This is a genomic window from Pseudomonas edaphica (assembly GCF_965277385.1).
Taxonomy (GTDB): domain Bacteria; phylum Pseudomonadota; class Gammaproteobacteria; order Pseudomonadales; family Pseudomonadaceae; genus Aquipseudomonas; species Aquipseudomonas edaphica.
Genome location: NZ_OZ255725.1, coordinates 3,557,606 through 3,579,581, shown reverse-complemented (window position 1 = coordinate 3,579,581; position 21,976 = coordinate 3,557,606). Strand labels below are relative to the sequence as shown.

General features: G+C 60.1%; 21 protein-coding genes and 1 pseudogene. 9 read left to right on the top strand and 13 right to left on the bottom strand.

What is annotated here, in order from left to right; translation table 11 throughout:
- Positions 1 to 68 precede the first annotated feature (68 nt).
- The 3 genes from ACQY47_RS16135 to ACQY47_RS16125 are packed head-to-tail and all read left to right on the top strand — an operon-like array spanning position 69 to position 2,052.
- Positions 69 to 425, top strand: coding sequence for an EamA family transporter (locus tag ACQY47_RS16135; protein WP_026013873.1), 357 nt, complete (start codon positions 69 to 71; stop codon positions 423 to 425).
- Positions 425 to 838, top strand: a complete 414-nt coding sequence (locus tag ACQY47_RS16130) for a DMT family transporter (protein WP_017139520.1) — start codon at positions 425 to 427, stop codon at positions 836 to 838. The genes ACQY47_RS16135 and ACQY47_RS16130 overlap by 1 nt, the downstream gene beginning before the upstream one ends.
- A complete protein-coding gene (locus ACQY47_RS16125) occupies positions 835 to 2,052 on the top strand; it encodes a DegT/DnrJ/EryC1/StrS family aminotransferase (RefSeq protein WP_428550216.1) in 1,218 nt (405 codons plus the stop codon). The genes ACQY47_RS16130 and ACQY47_RS16125 overlap by 4 nt, the downstream gene beginning before the upstream one ends.
- Here the strand turns inward: ACQY47_RS16125 and ACQY47_RS16120 are convergent.
- Positions 2,030 to 2,863 (bottom strand): hypothetical protein, encoded by an 834-nt coding sequence (locus ACQY47_RS16120; protein WP_428550213.1) that lies wholly within the window; start codon positions 2,861 to 2,863, stop codon positions 2,030 to 2,032. The genes ACQY47_RS16125 and ACQY47_RS16120 overlap by 23 nt on opposite strands.
- Here ACQY47_RS16120 and ACQY47_RS16115 point away from each other — a divergent pair.
- Positions 2,829 to 2,900 (top strand): annotated as a pseudogene (locus ACQY47_RS16115) (hypothetical protein); the annotation flags it as partial. The gene ACQY47_RS16120 and the pseudogene ACQY47_RS16115 overlap by 35 nt on opposite strands.
- 4 nt (positions 2,901 to 2,904) lie before the next feature.
- Here ACQY47_RS16115 and ACQY47_RS16110 read toward each other — a convergent pair.
- Positions 2,905 to 4,011: a GNAT family N-acetyltransferase gene (locus ACQY47_RS16110; protein ID WP_428550210.1), complete on the bottom strand. Its 1,107-nt coding sequence runs from the start codon at positions 4,009 to 4,011 to the stop codon at positions 2,905 to 2,907.
- 158 nt (positions 4,012 to 4,169) lie between these two features.
- Between ACQY47_RS16110 and ACQY47_RS16105 the strand changes: the two genes are divergently transcribed.
- The gene (locus ACQY47_RS16105) at positions 4,170 to 6,524 is read left to right on the top strand and encodes a penicillin acylase family protein (protein WP_428550207.1); all 2,355 of its coding nucleotides are present in this window, start codon (positions 4,170 to 4,172) and stop codon (positions 6,522 to 6,524) included.
- A gap of 106 nt (positions 6,525 to 6,630) precedes the next feature.
- Here ACQY47_RS16105 and ACQY47_RS16100 read toward each other — a convergent pair whose 3' ends face one another.
- On the bottom strand, positions 6,631 to 7,539 hold the full coding sequence (locus ACQY47_RS16100; RefSeq protein ID WP_428550204.1) for an AraC family transcriptional regulator: 909 nt from the start codon (positions 7,537 to 7,539) through the stop codon (positions 6,631 to 6,633).
- Positions 7,540 to 7,638: 99 nt separating this feature from the next.
- Between ACQY47_RS16100 and ACQY47_RS16095 the strand changes: the two genes are divergently transcribed.
- A complete protein-coding gene (locus ACQY47_RS16095) occupies positions 7,639 to 7,992 on the top strand; it encodes a carboxymuconolactone decarboxylase family protein (RefSeq protein WP_017139526.1) in 354 nt (117 codons plus the stop codon).
- Here the strand turns inward: ACQY47_RS16095 and ACQY47_RS16090 are convergent.
- Complete coding sequence (locus ACQY47_RS16090; protein WP_428550200.1) at positions 7,970 to 8,935, bottom strand: GlxA family transcriptional regulator; 966 nt, start codon at positions 8,933 to 8,935, stop codon at positions 7,970 to 7,972. The two genes, ACQY47_RS16095 and ACQY47_RS16090, sit on opposite strands and share 23 nt — an antisense overlap.
- A gap of 255 nt (positions 8,936 to 9,190) precedes the next feature.
- Here ACQY47_RS16090 and ACQY47_RS16085 point away from each other — a divergent pair, with 255 nt between their 5' ends.
- Complete coding sequence (locus ACQY47_RS16085; RefSeq protein ID WP_428550197.1) at positions 9,191 to 9,832, top strand: HD domain-containing protein; 642 nt, start codon at positions 9,191 to 9,193, stop codon at positions 9,830 to 9,832.
- Positions 9,833 to 9,963: 131 nt separating this feature from the next.
- On the opposite strand, the gene ACQY47_RS16080 is transcribed toward ACQY47_RS16085, so the two are convergent.
- The 8 genes from ACQY47_RS16080 to ACQY47_RS16045 all read right to left on the bottom strand — a co-directional run bounded on the left by ACQY47_RS16080 (position 9,964) and on the right by ACQY47_RS16045 (position 19,119).
- On the bottom strand, positions 9,964 to 10,848 hold the full coding sequence (locus ACQY47_RS16080; RefSeq protein WP_056860728.1) for an ABC transporter permease subunit: 885 nt from the start codon (positions 10,846 to 10,848) through the stop codon (positions 9,964 to 9,966).
- Positions 10,845 to 11,765 carry an ABC transporter permease subunit gene (locus ACQY47_RS16075; protein ID WP_017139530.1) on the bottom strand — a complete coding sequence of 307 codons (921 nt, stop codon included), beginning with the start codon at positions 11,763 to 11,765 and terminating at the stop codon, positions 10,845 to 10,847. Before ACQY47_RS16075 ends, ACQY47_RS16080 begins: the two co-directional genes overlap by 4 nt.
- Positions 11,762 to 12,904: an ABC transporter ATP-binding protein gene (locus tag ACQY47_RS16070; RefSeq protein WP_003195240.1), complete on the bottom strand. Its 1,143-nt coding sequence runs from the start codon at positions 12,902 to 12,904 to the stop codon at positions 11,762 to 11,764. Before ACQY47_RS16070 ends, ACQY47_RS16075 begins: the two co-directional genes overlap by 4 nt.
- Before the next feature lie 65 nt (positions 12,905 to 12,969).
- Complete coding sequence (locus ACQY47_RS16065) at positions 12,970 to 14,064, bottom strand: polyamine ABC transporter substrate-binding protein (protein ID WP_428550192.1); 1,095 nt, start codon at positions 14,062 to 14,064, stop codon at positions 12,970 to 12,972.
- Positions 14,065 to 14,228: 164 nt separating this feature from the next.
- On the bottom strand, positions 14,229 to 15,323 hold the full coding sequence (locus tag ACQY47_RS16060) for a polyamine ABC transporter substrate-binding protein (RefSeq protein WP_026013874.1): 1,095 nt from the start codon (positions 15,321 to 15,323) through the stop codon (positions 14,229 to 14,231).
- Positions 15,324 to 15,518: 195 nt separating this feature from the next.
- Entirely contained in the window at positions 15,519 to 16,883 is a 1,365-nt protein-coding gene (locus tag ACQY47_RS16055; protein WP_099550304.1) for an aspartate aminotransferase family protein, read from the bottom strand.
- A 58-nt stretch (positions 16,884 to 16,941) separates the two neighbouring features.
- A complete protein-coding gene (locus ACQY47_RS16050) occupies positions 16,942 to 18,300 on the bottom strand; it encodes a glutamine synthetase family protein (RefSeq protein ID WP_017139534.1) in 1,359 nt (452 codons plus the stop codon).
- 39 nt (positions 18,301 to 18,339) lie between these two features.
- Positions 18,340 to 19,119: a gamma-glutamyl-gamma-aminobutyrate hydrolase family protein gene (locus ACQY47_RS16045; protein WP_395600500.1), complete on the bottom strand. Its 780-nt coding sequence runs from the start codon at positions 19,117 to 19,119 to the stop codon at positions 18,340 to 18,342.
- A 278-nt stretch (positions 19,120 to 19,397) separates the two neighbouring features.
- Here ACQY47_RS16045 and ACQY47_RS16040 point away from each other — a divergent pair, with 278 nt between their 5' ends.
- Both ACQY47_RS16040 and ACQY47_RS16035 read left to right on the top strand, forming a co-directional pair.
- On the top strand, positions 19,398 to 20,774 hold the full coding sequence (locus ACQY47_RS16040) for a glutamine synthetase family protein (protein WP_003213894.1): 1,377 nt from the start codon (positions 19,398 to 19,400) through the stop codon (positions 20,772 to 20,774).
- A 220-nt stretch (positions 20,775 to 20,994) separates the two neighbouring features.
- Positions 20,995 to 21,624, top strand: coding sequence for a TetR/AcrR family transcriptional regulator (locus tag ACQY47_RS16035; protein ID WP_056860733.1), 630 nt, complete (start codon positions 20,995 to 20,997; stop codon positions 21,622 to 21,624).
- Between the two features lie 118 nt (positions 21,625 to 21,742).
- Here ACQY47_RS16035 and ACQY47_RS16030 read toward each other — a convergent pair whose 3' ends face one another.
- The gene (locus ACQY47_RS16030; RefSeq protein ID WP_003213899.1) at positions 21,743 to 21,958 is read right to left on the bottom strand and encodes a TOBE domain-containing protein; all 216 of its coding nucleotides are present in this window, start codon (positions 21,956 to 21,958) and stop codon (positions 21,743 to 21,745) included.
- Positions 21,959 to 21,976 lie beyond the last annotated feature (18 nt).

The following is a 21,976-nucleotide window of genomic DNA, read 5'->3' as shown; positions in this document are numbered from 1 at the left end:
CAGTCACCCCGCCGGCAGGCTCCTGTATTGTAAGCGTCCAGCGACATTGCAAGCAGACGCGAGACTCCATGAGCCAGTTAACCATCATCCTCTGGATGCTCAACGTTATCGTCGATACGTCCGGCCAACTGGCGTTCAAAGCCGCCGCCTCGGCCAGCGCCGAGCATGACGGCCTCGCCCACTGGAAACACATGCTCAAGCGCCCGTGGATCTGGCTGGGGGTGATCTGCTATGTCTTCGAATTCGTGTTGTGGCTGGCGTTCCTGACGCTGGTGCCGTTGTCGGTCGGCGTGATGCTGGGTTCGATCAACATTGTGGTGATCATGATTGCCGGGCGTTTCCTGTTCAAGGAAAGCCTGAGCAAATGGCGGTTGATCGGCATCATGCTGATCGCCTGTGGCGTGACCGTCGTAGGGTTTGAATGATGAAACGTTTTTATATCCTGGGTTTTCTCGCGCTGATCATTTTCGACACCTTGGCGCAGGTCAGTTTCAAATTTGCCTCGGTGCATGCCGAACCGTTGACCATGGACGTCGCGTGGCTGGCCCGGGTGTTTGGCGCACCGTGGATCTACGGCGCCTTTGTCGGCTATATCGGCGCGTTTTTTACCTGGATGACCTTGCTCAAATACGCCCCGGTAGGCCCGGCGTTTGCGGCCTCGCACCTGGAGTTGATCAGCGTGACGCTGATCTCGGTCTGGCTGTTCGATGACACCCTGACCTGGCCGAAAATCATCGGCGGCGCACTGATCATCGCGGGCATCCTGTGCCTGGCGCGCAGTGAAGACAAAGAGAGCAAAACCGTCGAGGCCGAACCTTCGCAGCCTCTGGTGTCATGAACAAAGAAATCCCGCCCACCGCCGGCCTGCCCTTGCGCGGGCGGGATTTGCTCAGTTTATCGGGCGACCTCGCCCAGTCGCTGGCCCGCCAGTTTTCGATTCCACTGCCTGCACTGCCCTGCTCCGGCACCGCCGCGCTGATCATCGCCCTGCGCGTGTTGCAGCAACGCATGCCCGGCCGCACCCGGCTGATTGTGCCGGCGTACACCTGCCCGCTGGTGGCATTGGCCGCGCATTACTGCCCGCCGTTGCGTGTGGTGCCCTGTGATTTGCAGCCCGGCAGCATTGACCTCGACGAGCAACACCTCAAGCAGCTGTGCGACGACAGTACCCTGGCCGTGGTGGTCACCCACCTGGCCGGGCGCGTGGCCGATGTGGACGCCGCCAAGCGTATTGCCGAGTCAGTCGGCGCTGTGGTGATCGAAGACGCCGCCCAAGCCCTGGGCGCCCTCGACGATGGCCGCAGCGTCGGGCTCAAAGGCGATGTGGGGTTTTTCAGCCTGGCGCTGGGCAAAGGCCTGACCACAGCCGAAGGCGGCGTGCTGTTCAGCCGCGACCCGGTGCTGCACCAGGCATTGCACCGCCAGTGCGCGCAGGACCTGCCCTTCAGCCTGCGCTGGGAGCTGCAACGTAGCGCCGAACTCTGGGGTTACGCGCTGCTTTACCAACCGCGCGGCTTGCACTACGTGTATGGCAACGCCTTGCGCACGGCGCTGGCACAGGGTGATGAAGTGGCCGCCGTGGGTGATGATTTTTCGGTCAACGATATCCCGCTGCACCGCCTCGGCGGTTATCGGCAGAAGGTCGGTGCTGCCGCACTGGCGCGCTTGCCTGACTACTTGCAACAAGGCCGTACCCGCGCCTTACGCCGGGCGGCGCGCTTGAATGACTTACCCGGCGTCGCGGTGATCATGGACCGACTGGGGCAGCAAGGCACCTGGCCGTTTTTGATGGTGCTGATGCCGTCTGCACAGGCGCGTGATGCCGCCATGGCGCAACTGTGGACATCCGGGCTCGGCGTGACCCGCCTGTTTATCCACACCTTGCCGGACTACCCCGCCGTCGTCCCGCTGTTGCAACCGGGCGGCGACATTAGCCAGGCCCAGGCATTTGCCAGCCGCACACTGTCGATCAGCAACAGCCATTGGCTGACGGACGAACACTTCGAACGCGTATTCGCCCAGCTAAAAGTTATTGTCGCCACCCCTGATTGATACGGGCCACCAACCGGCCATTCAGCTCGTTCTGCTGTGCTTGCCAGATCTGCACCTGCGCCGGCGGCAGTTCTTCCTGGCCATCGGAGGCACTCAACCAGCGTTTGAACTTGCTCTCATAGTGGTAAGCCGACACATCGCCGGTGATGTCCGCTCCGATGATCCGGCCCTGACAAGCGTCGATCAGGTCGTTCAAATGCTGCTCCAGGAACTCGCCCTGGTCCCAATTGGTGTTGACCACTTCGGGGCTCAGCACGTCTTTGTCGATGGACAGGTAAACCGGCAGTGAACGGTCGAACTGCGCGAGGAACGCACGCATCAGCTCATCGGCGTTGCCGAACGCACGGTTGCTGCGCCCGGCGCCGATCCAATTCATCCAGCGCGTGTCGACGTTGACGTTCCAGTAAGTCAGCTTGCGCTTGAGCAGCGGCGACCAGTGATTCTCCCAGGCATGGCCCAGGCCGATATCCTGGGAACCGATGCCCAACACATGCACATGCTCGACCTGTGGCAAACGGCTGGCCCAGTAAACCCATGAGCCACAATGGATGCCGAACGGGTAGCGCATGTTGTCAGGGTGGTTGTCGCAAATGATCAATTGGAATTTCTGCTGCGTCGGCAGGCGGTTCAACAGCAGCTGGCTGAGGTGGTGATAATCGCCGCTGCCGGTGAACACACAGCCGTAATCGCTGGGCATCTGCGCGTGCAGGGCGGTTTCCAGCTCCTTGAACTGCGCCCAGCGGCAACCGAAGCGGATTTTTTCCTGCCAGGCCTGCATGGGCAAGGTAATCGCGCCGGGAATATCACTCACGGCACTGTCGAAATCGAGGATCAGCGGCGCGCGGTCCTGGCTCATTCGGATTTCTCCTGCTGCCACTGCGCATCGCTTTCAAAGTGATGACGGAAACGGTTGCCGAGCTTGCGCAGCAGCGGGTTGCGGATCCAGACCAGATGACGGGTGAAGGTAAAGTCGGCGCCGAGGCTGGCCTTGACCTGCGGGTCGGTCCAACCCGCCACATAAAATTTCAGCCCATTGGCCACGGCGTATTCCAGGTTCACAAACCAGCTGACGAAGTACAGGTTGAACTCCAACGCCTGCGGATAGTTGAGCCCGATGTACTTGTCGAGCAGCTTGTCGCCCTCTACGTAGCACAGGTTGTAGCCGATCAGTTCGTCGCAGTGCCAGTAGCAGAACACCCGCCCGCTGCTGCCCGCATCGCGTAGCAGGCTGCTGAAAAATTCCGCGGTGAGCAGGTCAAAGTGGATCTCGCTCTGGTCGTACACCGCCTTGTACAGGCCGTACAACTGCGCAAGCCAGGCCTCATCGTTGAAGCGCGCATCGCCAGTGTCCAGGACTTCCACCCGCAACGCCTCGCGGCTGCGCAGTTTGCGTCGGATATTGCGCCGACGGCTGTGGGACAAACGCGCCAGGTACTCGTCGATGCTGCTGAAGTTGATCGGCACATAGGCCAGCGCCTGGCCTTCCAGGCTGATAAAGCCGCGCCGGGTGCAGTCCTCGATCAAGGCTTGGGCGTAGCGGTTGTCTGCATCGCTGAGCAGCGGCGAGTCACAGGGCAGATCTTTGACGACTGTGAGTTTGCGCTGCGGCGCGCACTCTTCTTGCAGCCACTGCGCGAGGTCCTGGGGTGGCACGTTGCGGGGCAATGGCGAATATTCGCTGACCGTGGTGCCGACAAAGCAGCTGTCGATGCGCAGCCACGCATTCCAAAGACCAAACCCGGGCCAGCCGCGCACACGGTTCACGAACTCGTCTTCAGCCGTCGTCAGCAGGTCAAATGGCGTGAAGAAGTACGGCAGGCCCTGGGCGGACAGCCGGGCGTCAAAGCCCTGTGGCGGGTGCTGCAAAAACCGGCCGATCAACGAGGGCGCTTCCAGGCAGCACGCGTAGGCAACCTCGGCGCGGCTGGAGTCTGGGGTAGGTTGCGTGGCGCAAGTCATGGAAAAAAGCTCAAAGATGACCGGCGCAATAGTAGCGTACTCGACACATTCGGCACTTGAACCTCGGCTGTCGCTGCGGCATATCAGCATTTCCCGCAGTTCTCGCCAAACCGATTAGACTCCGTTGACCTTCAAGGTGACTGACTCAAGGACCGTCCATGAAACGCAGCCTGACCGTGCTCGCTATCCTGATTGCCGCCCTCTTGGCCGGCGCCGGCTGGTATGTGTACAGCAAGCAACCGACCCGCCAGGGCACCGAGACACTGGCCAACCTGCAAGGCGCGGTCACGGTGCGTTATGACGACCGTGGCGTGCCGCACATTCGCGCCGAGAACGAGACCGACCTGTACCGCGCCCTGGGCTACGTGCATGCCCAGGACCGGCTGTTCCAGATGGAGATCATGCGGCGCCTGGCCCGTGGCGAGCTGGCCGAGGTGCTGGGGCCGAAGGTGCTGGAGACCGACAAGCTGTTTCGCAGCCTGCGCATTCGCGAGCGCGCCTTGAGTTACGTCGAGCACATGGACCACGACTCGGCAGCCTGGAAGGCCTTGCAAGCCTACCTGGATGGCATCAACCAATATCAGGACAGCCACGCCAGCCCCGTGGAGTTTGACGTGCTGGGCATTCCTAAACGACGGTTTACCGCCGAGGACACCATCAGTGTTGCCGGGTATATGGCCTACAGCTTTGCTGCCGCGTTTCGTACCGAGCCGCTGCTGACTTACGTGCGCGACCAGCTCGGCAGCGACTACCTGAAAGTCTTCGACCTCGACTGGCAACCCAAGGGCGCCCTCAACCTGGCCGCCAGTGACTGGAAATCCCTCGGCGCCCTTGCCACCTTGAGCGACAAGGCCCTGGCCGACAACGGTTTGCCGCAGTTCGAAGGCAGCAACGCCTGGGCCATCAGCGGCAGCCGCACCAAAAGCGGCAAACCGTTGCTGGCCGGTGACCCGCATATCCGTTTCTCGGTGCCGTCGGTGTGGTACGAGGCGCAATTGTCGGCGCCGGGTTTTGAGCTGTACGGCTATCACAACGCACTGGTGCCGGTGGCGTTCCTGGGGCACAACCTGGATTTCGGCTGGAGCCTGACCATGTTCCAGAACGATGACCTCGACCTGATCGCCGAAAAGGTCAACCCGGACAACCCCAACCAGGTCTGGTACCACGGCCAATGGGTCAACATGACCAGCAGCGAACAGCAGATTGCGGTCAAGGGCCAGGCGCCGGTGACGCTCACCCTGCGTCAGTCGCCCCACGGCCCGATCATCAATGATGTGCTCGGCGAGAATGCCGGCAGCACGCCGATTGCCATGTGGTGGGCGTTCCTCGACACCGAAAACCCGATCCTCGAAGGTTTCTACGAACTCAACCGCGCCGACACCCTGGCCAAAGTGCGCGCCGCCGCTGCCAAGGTTTCAGCGCCGGGCCTGAATATCGTGTGGGCGAATGCCAAGGGCGATATCGGTTGGTGGGCGGCGGCGCAGTTGCCGATCCGCCCGGCCGGCGTCAACCCAGCGTTTATTCTCGACGGCAGTACCGCCCAGGCCGACAAGCTGGGCTTCTACCCGTTCAGCGCCAACCCCCAGGAAGAAAACCCGGCACGTGGTTATGTGGTGTCGGCCAACGCCCAGCCGGCCTCGCCCACTGGCATGGAAATCCCTGGTTACTACAACCTCGCCGATCGCGGCCAGCAGTTGAACACGCAGTTGAGCGACAAAAGCGTGAAGTGGGACGTGAACAACAGCCAGGCCTTGCAATTGGGCACCACCACCGCCTACGGCCCACGCCTGCTGGCGCCGCTGTTGCCGGTGCTGCGTGAAGTGGTCAAGGGCCCGGCACAGTTGAAACTGGTGGAGCAGCTTGCAAGCTGGAAAGGCGACTACCCGCTGGACTCCACCAGCGCCACGCTGTTCAACCAGTTTCTGTTCAACCTCACCGACGCGGCCTTCCACCCGAAACTGGGCGACGCGATGTTCAAAACCCTGATCACCACGCGGGTGATCGACGCCGCACTGCCACGCCTGGCCGCCTCGGCGGACTCGCCATGGTGGAACGGCAAGCGCGCGGACACGGTAAAACTCGCCTGGGACAACAGCCTCGCGCACCTCAAGGCCACCTTTGGCGATGACCCGTCGCAATGGCAGTGGGGCAAGGCCCATACCCTGACCCATGGGCATCCGTTGGGCATGCAGAAGCCACTGGACAAGATTTTCAACGTCGGCCCATTCCCGGCGCCCGGCACCCACGAAGTGCCGAATAACCAATCGGCCATGATCGGCCCTGCGCCGTGGCCCGTGACCTATGGCCCGTCGACCCGGCGCCTGATCGACTTTGCCGACCCGGCCCATGCATTGACCATCAACCCCGTGGGGCAAAGCGGGGTGCCGTTTGACTCGCACTATGGCGACCAGGCAGAAACCTATATCGAGGGTGGGTACGAGCAGGCGCATTTCAGTGAGGAAGAGGTGACGGCGAATACCCGTGGCACGCTGAAGCTGTTGCCTGCCCGGTAACAGCCTGTAAACCCGATCAATGTGGGAGCTGGCTTGTGTGGGAGCTGGCTTGCCTGCGATAGCATCAACTCGGTCCATCAGGCAGACCGAGTTGATGCTATCGCAGTTAGTCTGTGTTCGCCCGCATCCGCCCCGGCGCCTCGCCATAGGTTTCCTTGAACTTCTTGCTGAACGCCGCCTGGGACTGGTAACCCACCTGCGCCGCGATATCCAGCAGGCTCAGGCGCGACTGGCGCAGCAGGTTGAATGCCAGCTCCATGCGCAGCTGCGTCAGCAGCACCCACGGCGACACGCCCGCGACTTTCACAAACGCCCGCATGAAGGTTGCCCGCGACATGGTGGCGGCTGCCGCCAGGCTGTCGATGGTCCACTCATGGCCGGGCTCGGCCAGCATCGCCTGCCAGGCTTTGCTCAGGCGCTTGTCGGCGAGCAAAGCGAAGGTGCCCGCCACCGGCGCCTGGCGGGTCAGCCAGGTGCGCAGGATCAGAGTGAACAAGGCCGACGACAGCGCGTCGATAAACGAGCGTGCGCCCAGTTGCTGGCCGTCCGCTTCGCTGCGCAACAAGGCAATCAACGCTGCCAATTGCCCATCGCCCTGCCACTCACGGCTGGACACCACCAAGTAGTCCGGCAACGCACTGAACAACAACGACTGGCGGTTGTAGTGAAAGTTGCCGCAGAGCATATCCACGTCCGGCGGCTCTCCTCCCAGGCGGTGGATCGGCAACAGGCCGCCCTCGATGACGGTCTGCGCCACCGGCTTTACCCGCGCGCCCTGGCTGCGTACCAGGTGCGTCGCGCCACCGGGCATCAACAGGATGTCGCCCTCCTCCAGCGTCACCTGCTGGCCGCCCGACAACTCGGCTTGGCAGGTGCCCGCCAGCACAATGTGATACGGCGCCACGCCCAGCGGCTCAGGCTCGTGGTCCATGGCCCACGCGCCCTGGAACTGGCAACGCAGGTCCAGGCTGCCGCGCAGGTTGGCCAACGCAATCAGGGTGTCGATAGAGTTCATTTGCGAGCATCGGTCAAAAAGGTGAGTGGATAGAACAAAAGCGCCAAACCTGAACCGCGCAGACTGGCTTCACACCCAACCCGTTCAGGAGTTACCGCAATGTTCAATAACTGGTCCAACTTGCTTGCTAACGTAAACAAAACCTTTGGCGCGCTGGGCAAGAGCAACCCGAAGATGGTCAAAGCCTACATGGCGCTGGGCGAGGCTGCCGAGGAAAACCAAGTACTCGACGCCAAGACCCGTGAGCTGATTTCCATCGCCGTGGCCATCACCACGCGCTGCGACGGCTGTATCGCCGCGCATGCCGACGCGGCGATCAAGGCCGGCGCGACCCGCGAAGAAGTTGCCGCCACCCTGGCCACCGCCATCTCGCTGAATGCCGGTGCTGCGTACATCTATTCGCTGCGCGCGCTGGAAGCCTACGACACGCTCACACCGGCGCCGCAAAGTTAAGCCGGAACTGTTGCGGCGACACGCCCAGCCGGCGGTTGAACACACTGCGCATGTGCTGGGCGTCACGGAAACCGCATTGATAGGCCACAGTCTTGAGCGGTGCGGGGCTGCTTTCGAGCATCACCCGCGCCGCGTCCACTCGCGCCCGCTCGACAAACTCGGCAGGCGTTATGCGCGCCTCACGAGCAAACACCCGAGAGAAATTACGCGCACTCATGTTGGCCGCCTTGGCCAGATCGGCAATGGTCAAATCCCCGGTCAAGTTCGCCAGTACGTAAAGCTGCACCAACGCCACCGCCGAAGTGCTTTCGGCGTGAGGCGTGAGGAACGGGCTGAACTGCGACTGCCCGCCCGAACGCTGGGTGAACACCACCAGGCGCTTGGCCACGCTCAGCGCAACTTCCGGGCCGTGATCCTGGGCCAGCAGGTACAGCGACAGGTCGATGCCGGCCGTGACGCCCGCCGAGGTGTAGAGATTACCGTCCTGCACGTAGAGACGGTCAGCATCCACCTGGGCCGAGGGGCACAGGCGCGCCAGGTCGGCGGCATCGTTCCAGTGCGTGGTGACGGTTTTGCCATCGAGCAACCCGGCGCGCGCCAGCATGAAGGCGCCATTGCAGATCGAGCCAAAGCGCTGTGCGCGGGCGGCAGCGCCACGTAGCCAATCATCAAACTGGGCGCCGAAATCCTCGAAGGGCAGCTGTGGGCCACCAGCGACCAGCAGCAAGTCGTAGGCTTGCAGGGCTTCGGGGTAATGCCGATGGGCCTGCAATGACAGGCCGTTGGAGGCTGGAATAGTGCCGTGGCTCAGGCCGATCACTTCAAGCTGATAATGGTCTTCGGGCGGCAGGAAACGGTTGGCCTCGCAGAACACATCCATGGGGCCGGTCACGTCCAGTGACTGGACGCCGGGGAAGATCAGGATGGCGACGGTTTTGCCCATGAACACACACCTTCTACTGGAGGAACGTAAACCCCTGTGGGAGCTGGCTTGCCTGCGATGGCCTCCCCTCAGTCTAACTGACAGACCGAGTCGTCAGCATCGCAGGCAAGCCGGCTCCCACATTTGACCGCATGTGGCTTGATATCGAGCCACATTGGCCGACATCGCACCCTCGCCGCGCTAGCCCCATCGCGGGCACGCGACCAAACTTCACTCATCGGCGCCACCCCCGGCGCTTTGTTGAGGAGAACGACCATGAGCAACGCCATCGCCGGCATCCAGATCCCGGACAGCGCCCTGGCCAAGGCCACCACCGAATACATCCGCGACGTCGAGTCCGACCTGCTGTACCACCACTCGCGCCGGGTGTTTCTGTTCGGTGCGTTGAGCGGTGAGCGCGAGCAACTGGCCTACAACCCGGAGCTGCTTTACGTGGGCGCGATGTTCCATGACCTGGGCCTGGTCGAAGGCCATCGCAGTGACGACGAGCGCTTCGAAGTGGACGGCGCCAATGCAGCTGCCGCGTTCCTCAAGCCTTACGGGCTGAGCGATGACGATATCGAACAAGTCTGGTTGTCGATCGCCCTGCACACCACGCCGGGTGTACCGCAGCACTTGCGCCCGACCGTAGCACTGGTGACTGCAGGCGTTGAGATGGACGTGCTGGGCATGGACTACGCCGCCTTTTCCAGCGTGCAGCGCGAAGCCGTGGTGCATGCGCATCCACGCGGCGAAGGGTTCAAGGAATGCATCATCTGCGCGTTTGCCGACGGCTTGCGCCATCGCCCGCAGACCACGTTTGGCAACGTGAAGACCGATGTGCTGGTGGATCAGGAGCCGGGGTTCAAGCCGATGAATTTTGTCGAGGTGATTCGCAAGTCGCCTTGGGCTGCATAGCTGACTTGAAATGCAATCAAATGTGGGAGCTGGCTTGCCTGCGATAAGGCCATGTCAGTCGACTCATCCTTCGACTGACACACCGCTATCGCAGGCAAGCCAGCTCCCACATTGTTTACGTGTTGCGCCAGTTAGACCGGCGCAGGCGCCCGGCGCTTGTCCGGTTGCTGCCAACCGTCCGCCGCCGCTTCTTCGATGGCTTGTTGGATCGCCTTCTTGCGCATCTCTTCGGCCCGACGGCTGAAGAACCACACCAGGAAGGTCACCAGCGACACCGCCAGCAGAATCAAACTGGCCACGGCGTTGATCTCGGGTTTAACCCCCAGACGTACTGCCGAGAACACTTCCATCGGCAACGTAGTCGAACCCGGCCCCGACACGAAGCTGGCCAGTACCAGGTCGTCCAGCGACAGCGCGAACGACATCATGCCGCCCGCTGCCAGGGACGGCGCGATCATCGGGATGGTGATCAGGAAGAACACCTTCCATGGCCGTGCGCCCAAGTCCATCGCCGCTTCTTCGATCGACAGGTCCAGCTCACGCAAGCGCGCCGACACCACGACCGCCACATACGCGGCACAGAACGTGGTGTGAGCGATCCAGATGGTGACGATGCCACGCTCCTGGGGCCAACCGATCATCTGCGCCATCGCCACAAACAGCAGCAACAGCGACAGACCGGTGATCACTTCGGGCATCACCAATGGCGCAGTCACCAGGCCGCCGAACAGCGTGCGGCCCTTGAAGTGACTGATACGGGTCAGCACGAACGCCGCCAGCGTACCCAATGCCACCGCCGCAACGGCGGTGTAGCAGGCGATTTCCAGCGAGCGCGCCACCGAGCCCATCAACTGGGTGTTGTCCAGCAAGCCCACGTACCACTTGATCGACCAACCGCCCCACACCGTCACCAGTTTGGATTCGTTGAACGAGTAGATCACCAGGATCAGCATCGGCAGGTAGATAAACAGCAACCCCGCCACCAGCATGAAACTCGAGAAACTGAAGCGCTTCATATCTTGCCCTCCATCTCTTTGGCTTGGCTGCGGTTAAACAGGATGATCGGCACGATCAGGATCGCCAGCATCACCACCGCCAGGGCAGACGCCACCGGCCAGTCACGGTTGTTGAAGAATTCTTGCCACAGCACTTTACCGATCATCAGGGTTTCCGGGCCGCCGAGCAGTTCAGGAATCACGAACTCGCCCACCACCGGGATAAACACCAGCATGCAGCCGGCGATGATGCCGTTCTTGGACAGCGGCACGGTGATTTTCCAGAAGCTGTTGAAGGTACTCGAACCCAGGTCCGATGCGGCTTCCAGCAGGCTCTGGTCGTGTTTGACCAGGTTGGCGTACAGCGGCAGGATCATGAACGGCAGGTACGAGTAGACCACGCCGATATACACCGCAATGTTGGTGTTGAGGATCTGCAGCGGCTCGTTGATCAGCCCGATGGACATCAGGAAGCCGTTGAGCAAGCCGTTGTTGCTGAGGATGCCCATCCACGCATACACGCGGATCAGGATCGCAGTCCAGGTAGGCATCATGATCAGCAGCACCAGCACGGTCTGCATCTCTTTGCGCGCGCTGGCAATGGCGTAAGCCATCGGGTAGCCGATCAACAGGCACAAAATCGTGCTGAAAAATGCCATCTTCAGAGAGCCGAGGTAGGCGGCGATGTACAGCTCATCGTCGCCGAGCATCGCGTAGTTGCCCAGGTTGAGCACCAATTGCAGCTTTTGCTCAACGAAGGTGTAGATCTCGGTGTAAGGCGGGATCGCCACGTCGGCTTCGGCAAAGCTGATCTTCAGGACGATGAAGAACGGCAGCGCAAAAAACAGGAACAGCCAGAGGAAAGGGATCCCGATGACCACATGCCGGCCACCGGGTGTTATTCGTTGCAGCTGGCGTTTGAACTTCTTCATGTTCATGAGCGAAGTACCACGCCGCTGTCGTCTTCCCACCACACGTACACTTGGTCACCCCAGGTTGGGCGCTGGCCACGGCGTTCGGCGTTGGCCACGAAAGACTGCACCAGCTTGCCGCTTGGCAGTTCCACGTAGAACACCGAATGGCCGCCCAGGTAGGCGATGTCGTGCACCTTGCCGCTGGACCAGTTGTGCTCGCAGGTCGGCATTTCGGTGGTGACCAGCAGCTTTTCCGGGCGGATCGCGTAGGTCACCGACTTGTCTTCCACCGAGGTGGCGATGCCGTAGCCCACGTAGATGTCGCGGTCCAGGTCCGGGCACTTGAGCACCGCGTGGCCTTCGGCGTCGTCCACCACTTGGGTGTCGAAAATGTTCACGTTGCCGATGAACTCACACACCAGGCGGCTGGTTGGGGTTTCGTAGATGTCGATCGGGCTGCCGATCTGCGCGATCCAGCCCAGGTGCATGATCGCGATGCGCTCGGCCATGGTCATGGCCTCTTCCTGGTCGTGGGTCACCATCACGCAGGTCACGCCCACGCGCTCGATGATTTCCACCAGTTCCAGCTGCATCTGCGAACGCAGCTTTTTGTCCAATGCGCCCATCGGCTCATCGAGCAGCAGCAGTTTCGGGCGCTTGGCCAGGGAACGTGCCAACGCCACACGCTGGCGCTGGCCACCGGACAGCTGGTGCGGCTTGCGCTTGGCGTACTGGCTCATCTGCACCAGCTTGAGCATCTCGGCCACGCGGGCGTCGACTTCAGCCTTGGGGATCTTGTCCTGTTGCAGGCCGAAGGCGATGTTCTGCGCCACGGTCATGTGTGGGAACAAGGCGTAGGACTGGAACATCATGTTGATCGGCCGCTCGTACGGCGGCATGTCGGTGATGTCCACACCGTCGAGGTAGATGCGACCTTCCGTTGGGCGCTCGAAGCCTGCGAGCATGCGCAGCAGGGTGGATTTGCCCGAACCCGAGCCGCCGAGCAAGGCGAAGATCTCGCCTTTTTTGATTTCCAGGGACACATCGTCCACGGCAATCGTCTCGTCGAACTTCTTCGTGACCCGGTCGATTTTGACCAACACCTTTTTCGGTGTCTGGTCGCCCTCGAGGGCTTTCTTATAGGCGCCGGAGGCAACTGCCATTTACGAAACTCCCAACAAAATTTGAGGTTCGCCCAAGACGGGCAAAACCTTGGATAGTTTGAGCTTTACTTGCCCGTCTTGACCTTGGTCCAGCTACGGGTCATTAAACGTTGCACTTTCGGGGGTAGCTCGAAGTTGACGAACGTCCGGTCGAGAACCGCCTGCGGTGGGTAAACCGCTGCGTCAGTGCGTATCGATTGCTCCATCAGTTTGTCCGCGCCTGGGTTAGGGTTGGCGTAACCGACTTGATCACTGACCTGAGCGATCACCTCAGGTTGCAGTAAATAGTTGATGAAGGCGTGGGCCTCTTTGACGTTGGTGGCGTCCTTGGGAATCGCCAGCACGTCAAACCACAAATTGCCGCCTTCTTGGGGAATCGTGTAGGCGATGTTCACGCCTTTGCCAGCCTCGGCTGCACGGGCCTTGGCCTGGAACACATCACCGGAGAAACCGGCTGCCACGCAAATGTTGCCGTTGGCCAGGTCCGAGATGTATTTGGAAGAATGGAAATAGGTCACGTAGGGCCGCACTTTGAGCAGCTTCTCTTCGGCCTTCTTGTAGTCTTCAGGGTTGGTGCTGTTGGGGTTCAGGCCCATGTAGTTGAGCACCGCCGGCAGCATTTCATCGGCCGAGTCCATGAACGAAACGCCACAGGAGGCGAGCTTCTTCATGTTCTCCGGCTCGAACAGCACGGCCCAGGAGTCGATATGGTCGACGCCCAGCACTTCTTTGACTTTATCGACGTTGTAGCCAATGCCGTTGGTACCCCACAGGTACGGCACGGAATACTGGTTACCTGGATCGTTCTTTTCCAGGCGCTTTAGCAGCGCCGGGTCGAGGTTGGCATAGTTTGTCAGCAATGACTTATCGAGCTTCTGGAACGCGCCAGCCTTGATCTGCTTGCCGAGAAAATGGTTGGACGGCACCACCACGTCGTAACCGGTACGACCGGCGAGCAACTTGCCTTCCAGGGTTTCGTTGGAATCAAACACGTCATACACGGGCTTGATGCCTGTCGCCTTTTCAAAGTTGGCCAGGGTGTCCGGGCCAATGTAGTCCGACCAGTTATAAATATGCACCGTCGGTGCGGCCTGCACGCTCACAGCCAGCGTGATACCTGCACCCACCAGCATGGCTTTGCGAAATAAAGAAATTGGCAAGTGGAGGTCCTCTTAAATAGTTGGGCCTTAAAGTTGTTGCCCGGCAACAAAACCGGCGCGCAACTTACCCTCGATAAACCGATCCGGCAAAACTTTCTGTCATTTAATTTTTGTGAACTGGTTTGTGCAGGAGCGGGCAAGCCCGCTCCCACAGGTTTCAACGTTTATTTACCCGATTTGATCTTGGTCCAGCTGCGTGTCATTTCACGCTGGGTTGCAGCCGGCAAGTCAGCAATGGCGTAGAGCTTGGCCTGCACATCGGCTGGCGGGTAGATGCCCGGGTCGCTGGTGATGTCTTTGTCGACCAGTGCGGTAGCCTTCTCGTTACCGTTCGGGAAACGCACGCTGTTGGTGATCGAGGCCATGACTTCCGGCTTGAGCAGGTAGTTCATGAACTTGTAGGCGGCGTCGACGTTTTCGGCATCTTTAGGGATGGCGACCATGTCGAAGAAGCTGCCGGCGCCTTCTTTCGGAATGTCGTAGGCCACTTTGACCTTGCCACCGGCTTCAGCCGCGCGGGACTTGGCCTGCTGGATGTCACCCGAGTAACCCACGGCTACGCAGATGTTGCCATTGGCCAGGTCCGAGATGTACTTGGACGAGTGAAAGTAGCCGATCGATGGGCGCAGCTTGAGGAACAGGTCTTCAGCTTGCTTGAGGTCAGCTTTCTTCTGGGTGTCGGTCGGCAGGCCCAGGTAGTGCAGTGCCACCGGCAGCATTTCGGTTGGCGAATCAAGGAAGCTCACACCACAGCTTTTGAGCTTGGCGATGTTTTCAGGCTTGAGCAGCACGTCCCATGAGTCGATCTTGTCGATACCCAGTGCAGCCTTGACCTTCTCCGGGTTGTAGCCGATGCCGATCGAGCCCCACATGTACGGGAAGGCGTGCTTGTTGTCCGGGTCGCTGATCGACACGGCTTTAAGCAGGGATTTGTTCAGGTTGTCGTAGTTAGGCAGCTTGGACTTGTCCAGCTCCTGATAGACACCGGCCTTGATCTGCTTGGCGAGGAAGTTGTTCGACGGCACGACGATGTCGTAACCGGACTTGCCTGCCAGCAACTTGGCTTCGAGGGTCTCGTTGCTGTCAAAAACGTCGTACACCACCTTGATGCCCGACTCTTTTTCAAAGTTGGCGATGGTGTCCGGTGCAATGTAGTCGGACCAGTTGTACACATGCAGGACTTTATCGTCTGCCTGGGCCGCGCCCGCCATTGCGCCCAACAGGGACAAGGCGAGGAGGGTCTTGCCAGCGTTCTTCAAACCTAATGCCTTCATTTGGTGATGCTCCAGTTTTTCTTTTTTGGGCCACGTTCTTACAGTGTTAAGCGGCCCGTCTAAAGGGCAACAAAACAGGGCGACAGTCTGGCAAGTTCCGAGGCCGGCTTTCAACCAAAGCCTCATTTATAGCTGCTCAGAATGCAGCGCCCGAAAGCCGCTGCGTTCTGAGCCTAGCACTTAGCCCTGCAATGCCGCCAAAGTCAGGTCCAGGCAGTGGCGAGCCTTGGTCACCAGCTCGTCGATTTCCGCGTTGCTGATCACCAGCGGCGGCGAAATGATCATGGTGTCGCCCACGGCGCGCATGATCAGGCCATTCTCGAAGCAGAACGTGCGGCAGATCATGCCCACACCACGGCCTTCGTAACGTTTGCGCGTGGCCTTGTCCTGCACCAGCTCAATCGCCCCGAGCATGCCCACACCGCGCACTTCACCCACCAGCGGGTGATCAGCCAGTTCCCTCAGACGTTTCTGCAAATACGGTGCCGCTTCTTCGTGCACACGCTTAATGATTTTTTCATCGCGCATGATGCGGATGTTTTCCAGGGCCACGGCGGCGGCCACCGGGTGACCGGAATAGGTGAACCCGTGGTTGAAATCGCCGCCTTCGTTGAGCACGGCAACCACGTCGTCGTGCACGATCAGGCCGCCCATGGGGATGTAACCCGAGGTCAGGCCTTTGGCGATGGTCATCATGTGCGGCTTGAGGTCGTAGAAATCGCTGCCGAACCATTCGCCGGTACGGCCGAAACCGCAGATCACTTCGTCGGCGACGAACAGGATGTCGTACTTGGCGAGGATTTCCTTGATGCGCGGCCAGTAGGTCTCAGGCGGCACGATCACGCCACCGGCACCCTGGATCGGCTCGGCAATAAAGGCACCGACGTTGTCCACGCCCAGTTCCAGAATCTTTTCTTCCAACTGATTGGCAGCCCAGATCCCGAACTCTTCCGGGCTCATGTCGCCGCCTTCGCCATACCAGTACGGCTGGGCGATGTGGGTGATGCCCGGAATCGGCAGGTCGCCCTGTTCATGCATATAGGTCATGCCGCCCAGGCTCGCGCCGGCCACGGTGGAACCGTGGTAGCCATTCTTGCGGCTGATGATGGTTTTCTTGTTCGGCTGGCCCTTGACCGCCCAGTAGTGGCGGACCATGCGCAGCATGGTGTCGTTGCCTTCGGAGCCGGAACCGGTAAAGAACACGTGGTTCATGCCGGCAGGCGCGACATCGGCAATGACTTTGGCCAACTCCAGCACCGGCGGGTGCGCGGTCTGGAAGAACAGGTTGTAGTACGGCAATTCTTTCATCTGCTTGGCGGCGGCGTCAGCCAGTTCATCGCGACCGTAACCGATCGCCACGCACCACAGGCCGGCCATGCCGTCGAGGATCTTGTTGCCTTCGCTGTCCCACAGGTAAACGCCGTGGGCTTTGGTGATGATCCGTGGGCCTTTCTCTTTCAATTGCTTGAAGTCGCTGAACGGCGCCAGGTGGTGATCATTGCTCAAGGCTTGCCATTCACGGGTTTGCGGGTTGTTGCTGGACATACCGGTCTCCTAGACTTTTCGGTGAAGGGCGCGCGGGTTACCCCGCGCGCCCGGCGCATCAGACGGCGAAGAGCAGGAATTCCCGCTCCCACGAACTGATCACGCGCTTGAAGTTTTCATGCTCGGCCCGCTTGACCGCGACGTAGCCTGTGATGAATTTCTGCCCCAGGTACTTCTCGATGGTCTTGCTGTTTTCCATGCGCTCCAGGGCGTCTTCGATGGTCAACGGCAGGCGCAGGTTGCGGCGCTCGTAACCACGACCCACTACAGGTGCGCTGGGGTTATGGCCTTCGACCATGCCGATGTAGCCACACAGCAAGCTGGCGGCAATCGCCAGGTACGGGTTGGCATCGGCGCCTGGCAGGCGGTTTTCGACGCGGCGGTTCTGCGGGCCGGCATCCGGTACGCGCAGGCCGACGGTGCGGTTTTCTTCGCCCCATTCCACGTTAACCGGCGCCGACGTGTCGGGCAGGAAGCGGCGGAACGAGTTCACATTGGGAGCAAACAGCGGCAGCAATTCAGGGATGAACTTCTGCAGGCCGCCAATGTGGTTGAGGAACAGCTGGCTCATGGTCCCGTCTTCATTGGAGAAGACGTTCTTGCCGGTGGCGATGTCGATGATGCTCTGGTGCAAGTGCATCGCGCTGCCCGGCTCGCCGGTCATCGGCTTGGCCATAAAGGTGGCGGCCACGTTGTGCTTGAGCGCGGCTTCACGCATGGTGCGCTTGAACACCAGAATCTGGTCGGCCAGGGACAAAGCATCGCCGTGACGGAAGTTGATTTCCATCTGCGCCGTGCCGTCCTCGTGAATCAGCGTGTCGAGGTCCAGCTCCTGCAGTTCGCACCAGTCGTAGACGTCTTCGAACAACGGGTCGAATTCGTTGGCGGCTTCTATAGAGAAGGATTGACGGCCCGTCTCCGGGCGACCGGAACGGCCAATCGGCGGTTGCAACGGGAAGTCCGGGTCTTCGCAGCGCTTGGTCAGGTAGAACTCCATCTCCGGCGCCACGATCGGCTGCCAACCCCGGTCGGAATAGAGCTTGAGTACCTTCTTGAGCACGTTGCGCGGCGACAGCTCGATGGGGTTGCCTTGTTTGTCGTAGGTGTCGTGGATCACCTGGGCGGTGGGCTCGATGGCCCAAGGCACCAGGAATACCGCGTTCTGGTCGGGGCGGCAGATCATGTCGATGTCGGCCGGGTCGAGCAATTCGTAATAGATGTCGTCTTCGACATAGTCGCCGGTCACGGTCTGCAACAGAACGCTCTCGGGCAGGCGCATGCCTTTTTCGGCAATGAACTTGTTGGTCGGCGAGATCTTGCCCCGGGTGATGCCCGTGAGGTCGCCAATCATGCATTCGACTTCTGTGATCTTGTGGTCTTTCAACCAATCGGTGAGCTGGTCGAGGTTGTTACTCATAAATGCCTCTGGGCTGTGTTTCCTGACATCCATTAAAGGTCAGGCGTTGGTTGACGCAGCATCCGCGTCGCGTTGCATCGCCCGCTTTCGACAAGCCGAGCCAAAGGCCTGGAAGATCGCGAGGTAGTGCGGGTTAGAGCTTACCTGCCATTCGGGGTGCCATTGCACTCCTAAAGCAAAAGCCTTGCCCGACGTGTAAGAAAAAGCTTCGATCAACCCATCGGGTGCGGTCGCTTCGACCTGCATACCCGGCGCCAGGCGATCAACGCCCTGGCTATGAATCGAGTTGACCTGGATCGTCGGCGGCAAACCCAGGCCTGCCAATACCCCATTGGGGGTAATCGCCACGGCGTGCGCCGGGCCGTACTGGACTTCCAGCGGCTGGGTCTCGTCTTCGCGGTGATCCATCATGCCCGGTACTTCATGAACCTTCTGGTGCAGGCTGCCGCCGAACGCCACGTTCATTTCCTGAAAGCCACGGCAGATGCCCAGCACCGGCACGCCGGCCGCAATCGCGGCGCGCAGCAACGGCAGGGTGGTCTGGTCGCGTGCAGAATCATGAGCAGTCCCGGGCGCGCTGGCCGGACCATCGTAGTAAAAGGGTTCGATATTGGACGGGGAGCCGGTAAAGAGAATGCCATCCAGGCCGTCAAGAATATTGGCCGGGTCGAGCAGATCACCCAAGGATGGAATGATCAATGGCAAGCCCTTGGCAGCGACTGCGACTGCACGGACGTATTTGTCGCCACTGATGTGATAAGCATGCAAACCGACCTGTTTGGAGCAGGCGGTGACGCCGATTAACGGCAGGCGAGACATGAAGCACCCCGGTATTATTGCTGTTATGGGTTTGAATCGAGCTTAGCCTTGTTCATTTTTTTACACAACACCCCCGTAAAAAATACAACACGGCCCGCTTTAGCCTGCTAGTCCCAAGCCCTTCAAACCCAAAAAACCGCCCCAAAAAGCCCCAAAAAAGGCCTCAAGGCGCTTTTTTAGGGCAAAAAAGGCCTCGCTTGACTTCGGCATGCCGTTCGGGTTGACTGAAACCAGAAAAGATCAATGATTGATATTTTTAACAACAAAGGTGTTGCATCATGTCGGTACCCCCGCGTGCCGTTCAGCTTAACGAAGCGAACGCGTTCCTTAAGGATCATCCTGAGGTTCTGTACGTAGACCTTCTAATTGCGGATATGAATGGTGTGGTGCGCGGTAAGCGCATCGAACGCACCAGCCTCCACAAGGTTTACGAGAAGGGCATTAACCTGCCTGCCTCTTTATTTGCCCTGGATATCAACGGCTCGACGGTGGAAAGCACCGGCCTGGGTCTGGACATCGGTGATGCTGACCGAATCTGTTATCCAATCCCCGACACCCTGTGCAATGAACCATGGCAAAAGCGCCCAACCGCGCAACTGCTGATGACCATGCACGAACTTGAAGGTGAACCTTTCTTCGCCGATCCTCGCGAAGTGCTCCGCCAAGTTGTAAGCAAATTTGACGACCTCGGTCTGACCATCTGCGCCGCCTTCGAGCTTGAGTTCTACCTGATCGACCAGGAGAACGTGAACGGCCGCCCACAACCGCCCCGCTCGCCGATCTCCGGCAAACGCCCGCACTCGACACAGGTGTACCTGATCGACGACCTCGACGAATACGTCGACTGCCTCCAGGACATTCTGGAAGGTGCCAAAGAGCAAGGCATCCCGGCAGACGCCATCGTCAAGGAAAGTGCCCCGGCGCAGTTCGAAGTGAACCTGCACCACGTCGCCGACCCGATCAAGGCCTGCGACTACGCGGTACTGCTCAAGCGCCTGATCAAGAACATCGCCTACGACCATGAGATGGACACCACCTTCATGGCCAAGCCTTACCCAGGCCAGGCAGGCAACGGTTTGCACGTACACATCTCCATTTTGGACAAGGACGGCAAGAATATTTTTGCCAGCGAGGATCCCGAGCAGAACGCCGCATTGCGTCACGCGATCGGCGGTGTGCTCGAGACCCTGCCCGCCCAAATGGCGTTCCTGTGCCCCAACGTCAACTCCTACCGTCGTTTCGGCGCACAGTTCTACGTGCCGAACTCGCCGTGCTGGGGCCTGGATAACCGCACTGTGGCCATTCGCGTACCCACCGGCTCGTCCGATGCCGTGCGTATCGAACACCGCGTGGCCGGTGCCGACGCCAACCCGTACCTGCTGATGGCTTCGGTCTTGGCGGGCGTGCACCACGGTCTTACCAACAAGATCGAGCCTGGCGCTCCGGTGGAAGGCAACAGCTACGAGCAGAACGAACAGAGCCTGCCGAACAACCTGCGCGATGCATTGCGTGAGTTGGACGACAGCGAGGTGATGGCCAAGTACATCGATCCTAAATACATCGATATCTTCGTCGCCTGTAAGGAAAGTGAGCTGGAAGAGTTTGAACACTCCATCTCCGACCTTGAGTACAACTGGTATCTGCATACTGTGTAAGCCGTTGCTGCTTTAAAAAATGCCGCAGGCTTTATGGCTTGCGGCATTTTTTTTGAGTTTATTCCGGTAGACCGCGTTGTATTCATCGCAGGCAAGCCAGCTCCCACACTTGAATGCGTTCACAGATCAAAGTGTGGGAGCTGGCTTGCCTGCGATGAGGCCCTGGCAGACAACACACCCTCCTGCTCATACAATGCGCTCTGCCTTGTAGGAGACTTCCATGCCCACCCGCCCCGCCGCCCCTCGCAAACCCCGCGCCCGCAGCCAGGCCCGGATCGATGCGATCCTCGACGCCGCCCGCACCTTGCTGGCGAGCGAAGGCGTGGCGAGCTTGTCGATCTACAGCGTGGCCGAACGGGCGCAGATCCCACCGTCGTCGGTGTATCACTTTTTCGCCAGCGTGCCGGCGCTGCTGGAGGCATTGACCGCCGATGTCCATGCCGCTTTCCGCGCGGCGATCCAGGCCCCCATCGAGCATGATTCACTCAAGGTGTGGCGCGACCTGTCCTCTATCGTCGAGCAACGCATGCTCAGCATCTACAGCAACGACGCGGCCGCACGCCAATTGATCCTGGCGCAACACGGGCTTGCCGAAGTGACCCAGGCGGACCGTCAGCATGATTTGGAGCTGGGGGATTTAATGCTTGAAGTGTTCAACCGCCACTTCGAAGTGCCGACCTTGCCCACCGACGTGGACGTGTTCGCGCTGGCGCTGGAATTGAGCGACCGCGTGTACGCGCGTTCGGTGCATCAGCATGGGCAGATTACGCCGCGCATGGCCGAAGAAGGGATGCGGGTGTTTGATGCGTATGTGGGGCTTTATTTGCCGGCGTATTTGCCTAAGCGCTGAGCCTTGTGGTGGCTTGCCCGGCCCTATCGCGGGCAAGCCCGGCTCCCACATCTTGAGCGGTGAATACATTCAAATGTGGGAGCTGGCTTGCCTGCGATAGCGATTGCAAGGCCGCCGATCACAACTTGGCGATCGACACCTCGGTGGACTTCACAAAGGCAATCACTTCGCTGCCAATCACCAGTTCCAGCTCTTTGACCGAGCGAGTCGTGATCACCGAAGTCACGATGCCGGACGCGGTCTGCACGTCGATTTCCGACAGCACGTCGCCTTCGACGATTTCCTTGATGGTGCCTTTGAACTGGTTACGTACGTTGATGGCTTTGATAGTCATACGATTTCTCCTCGGGTC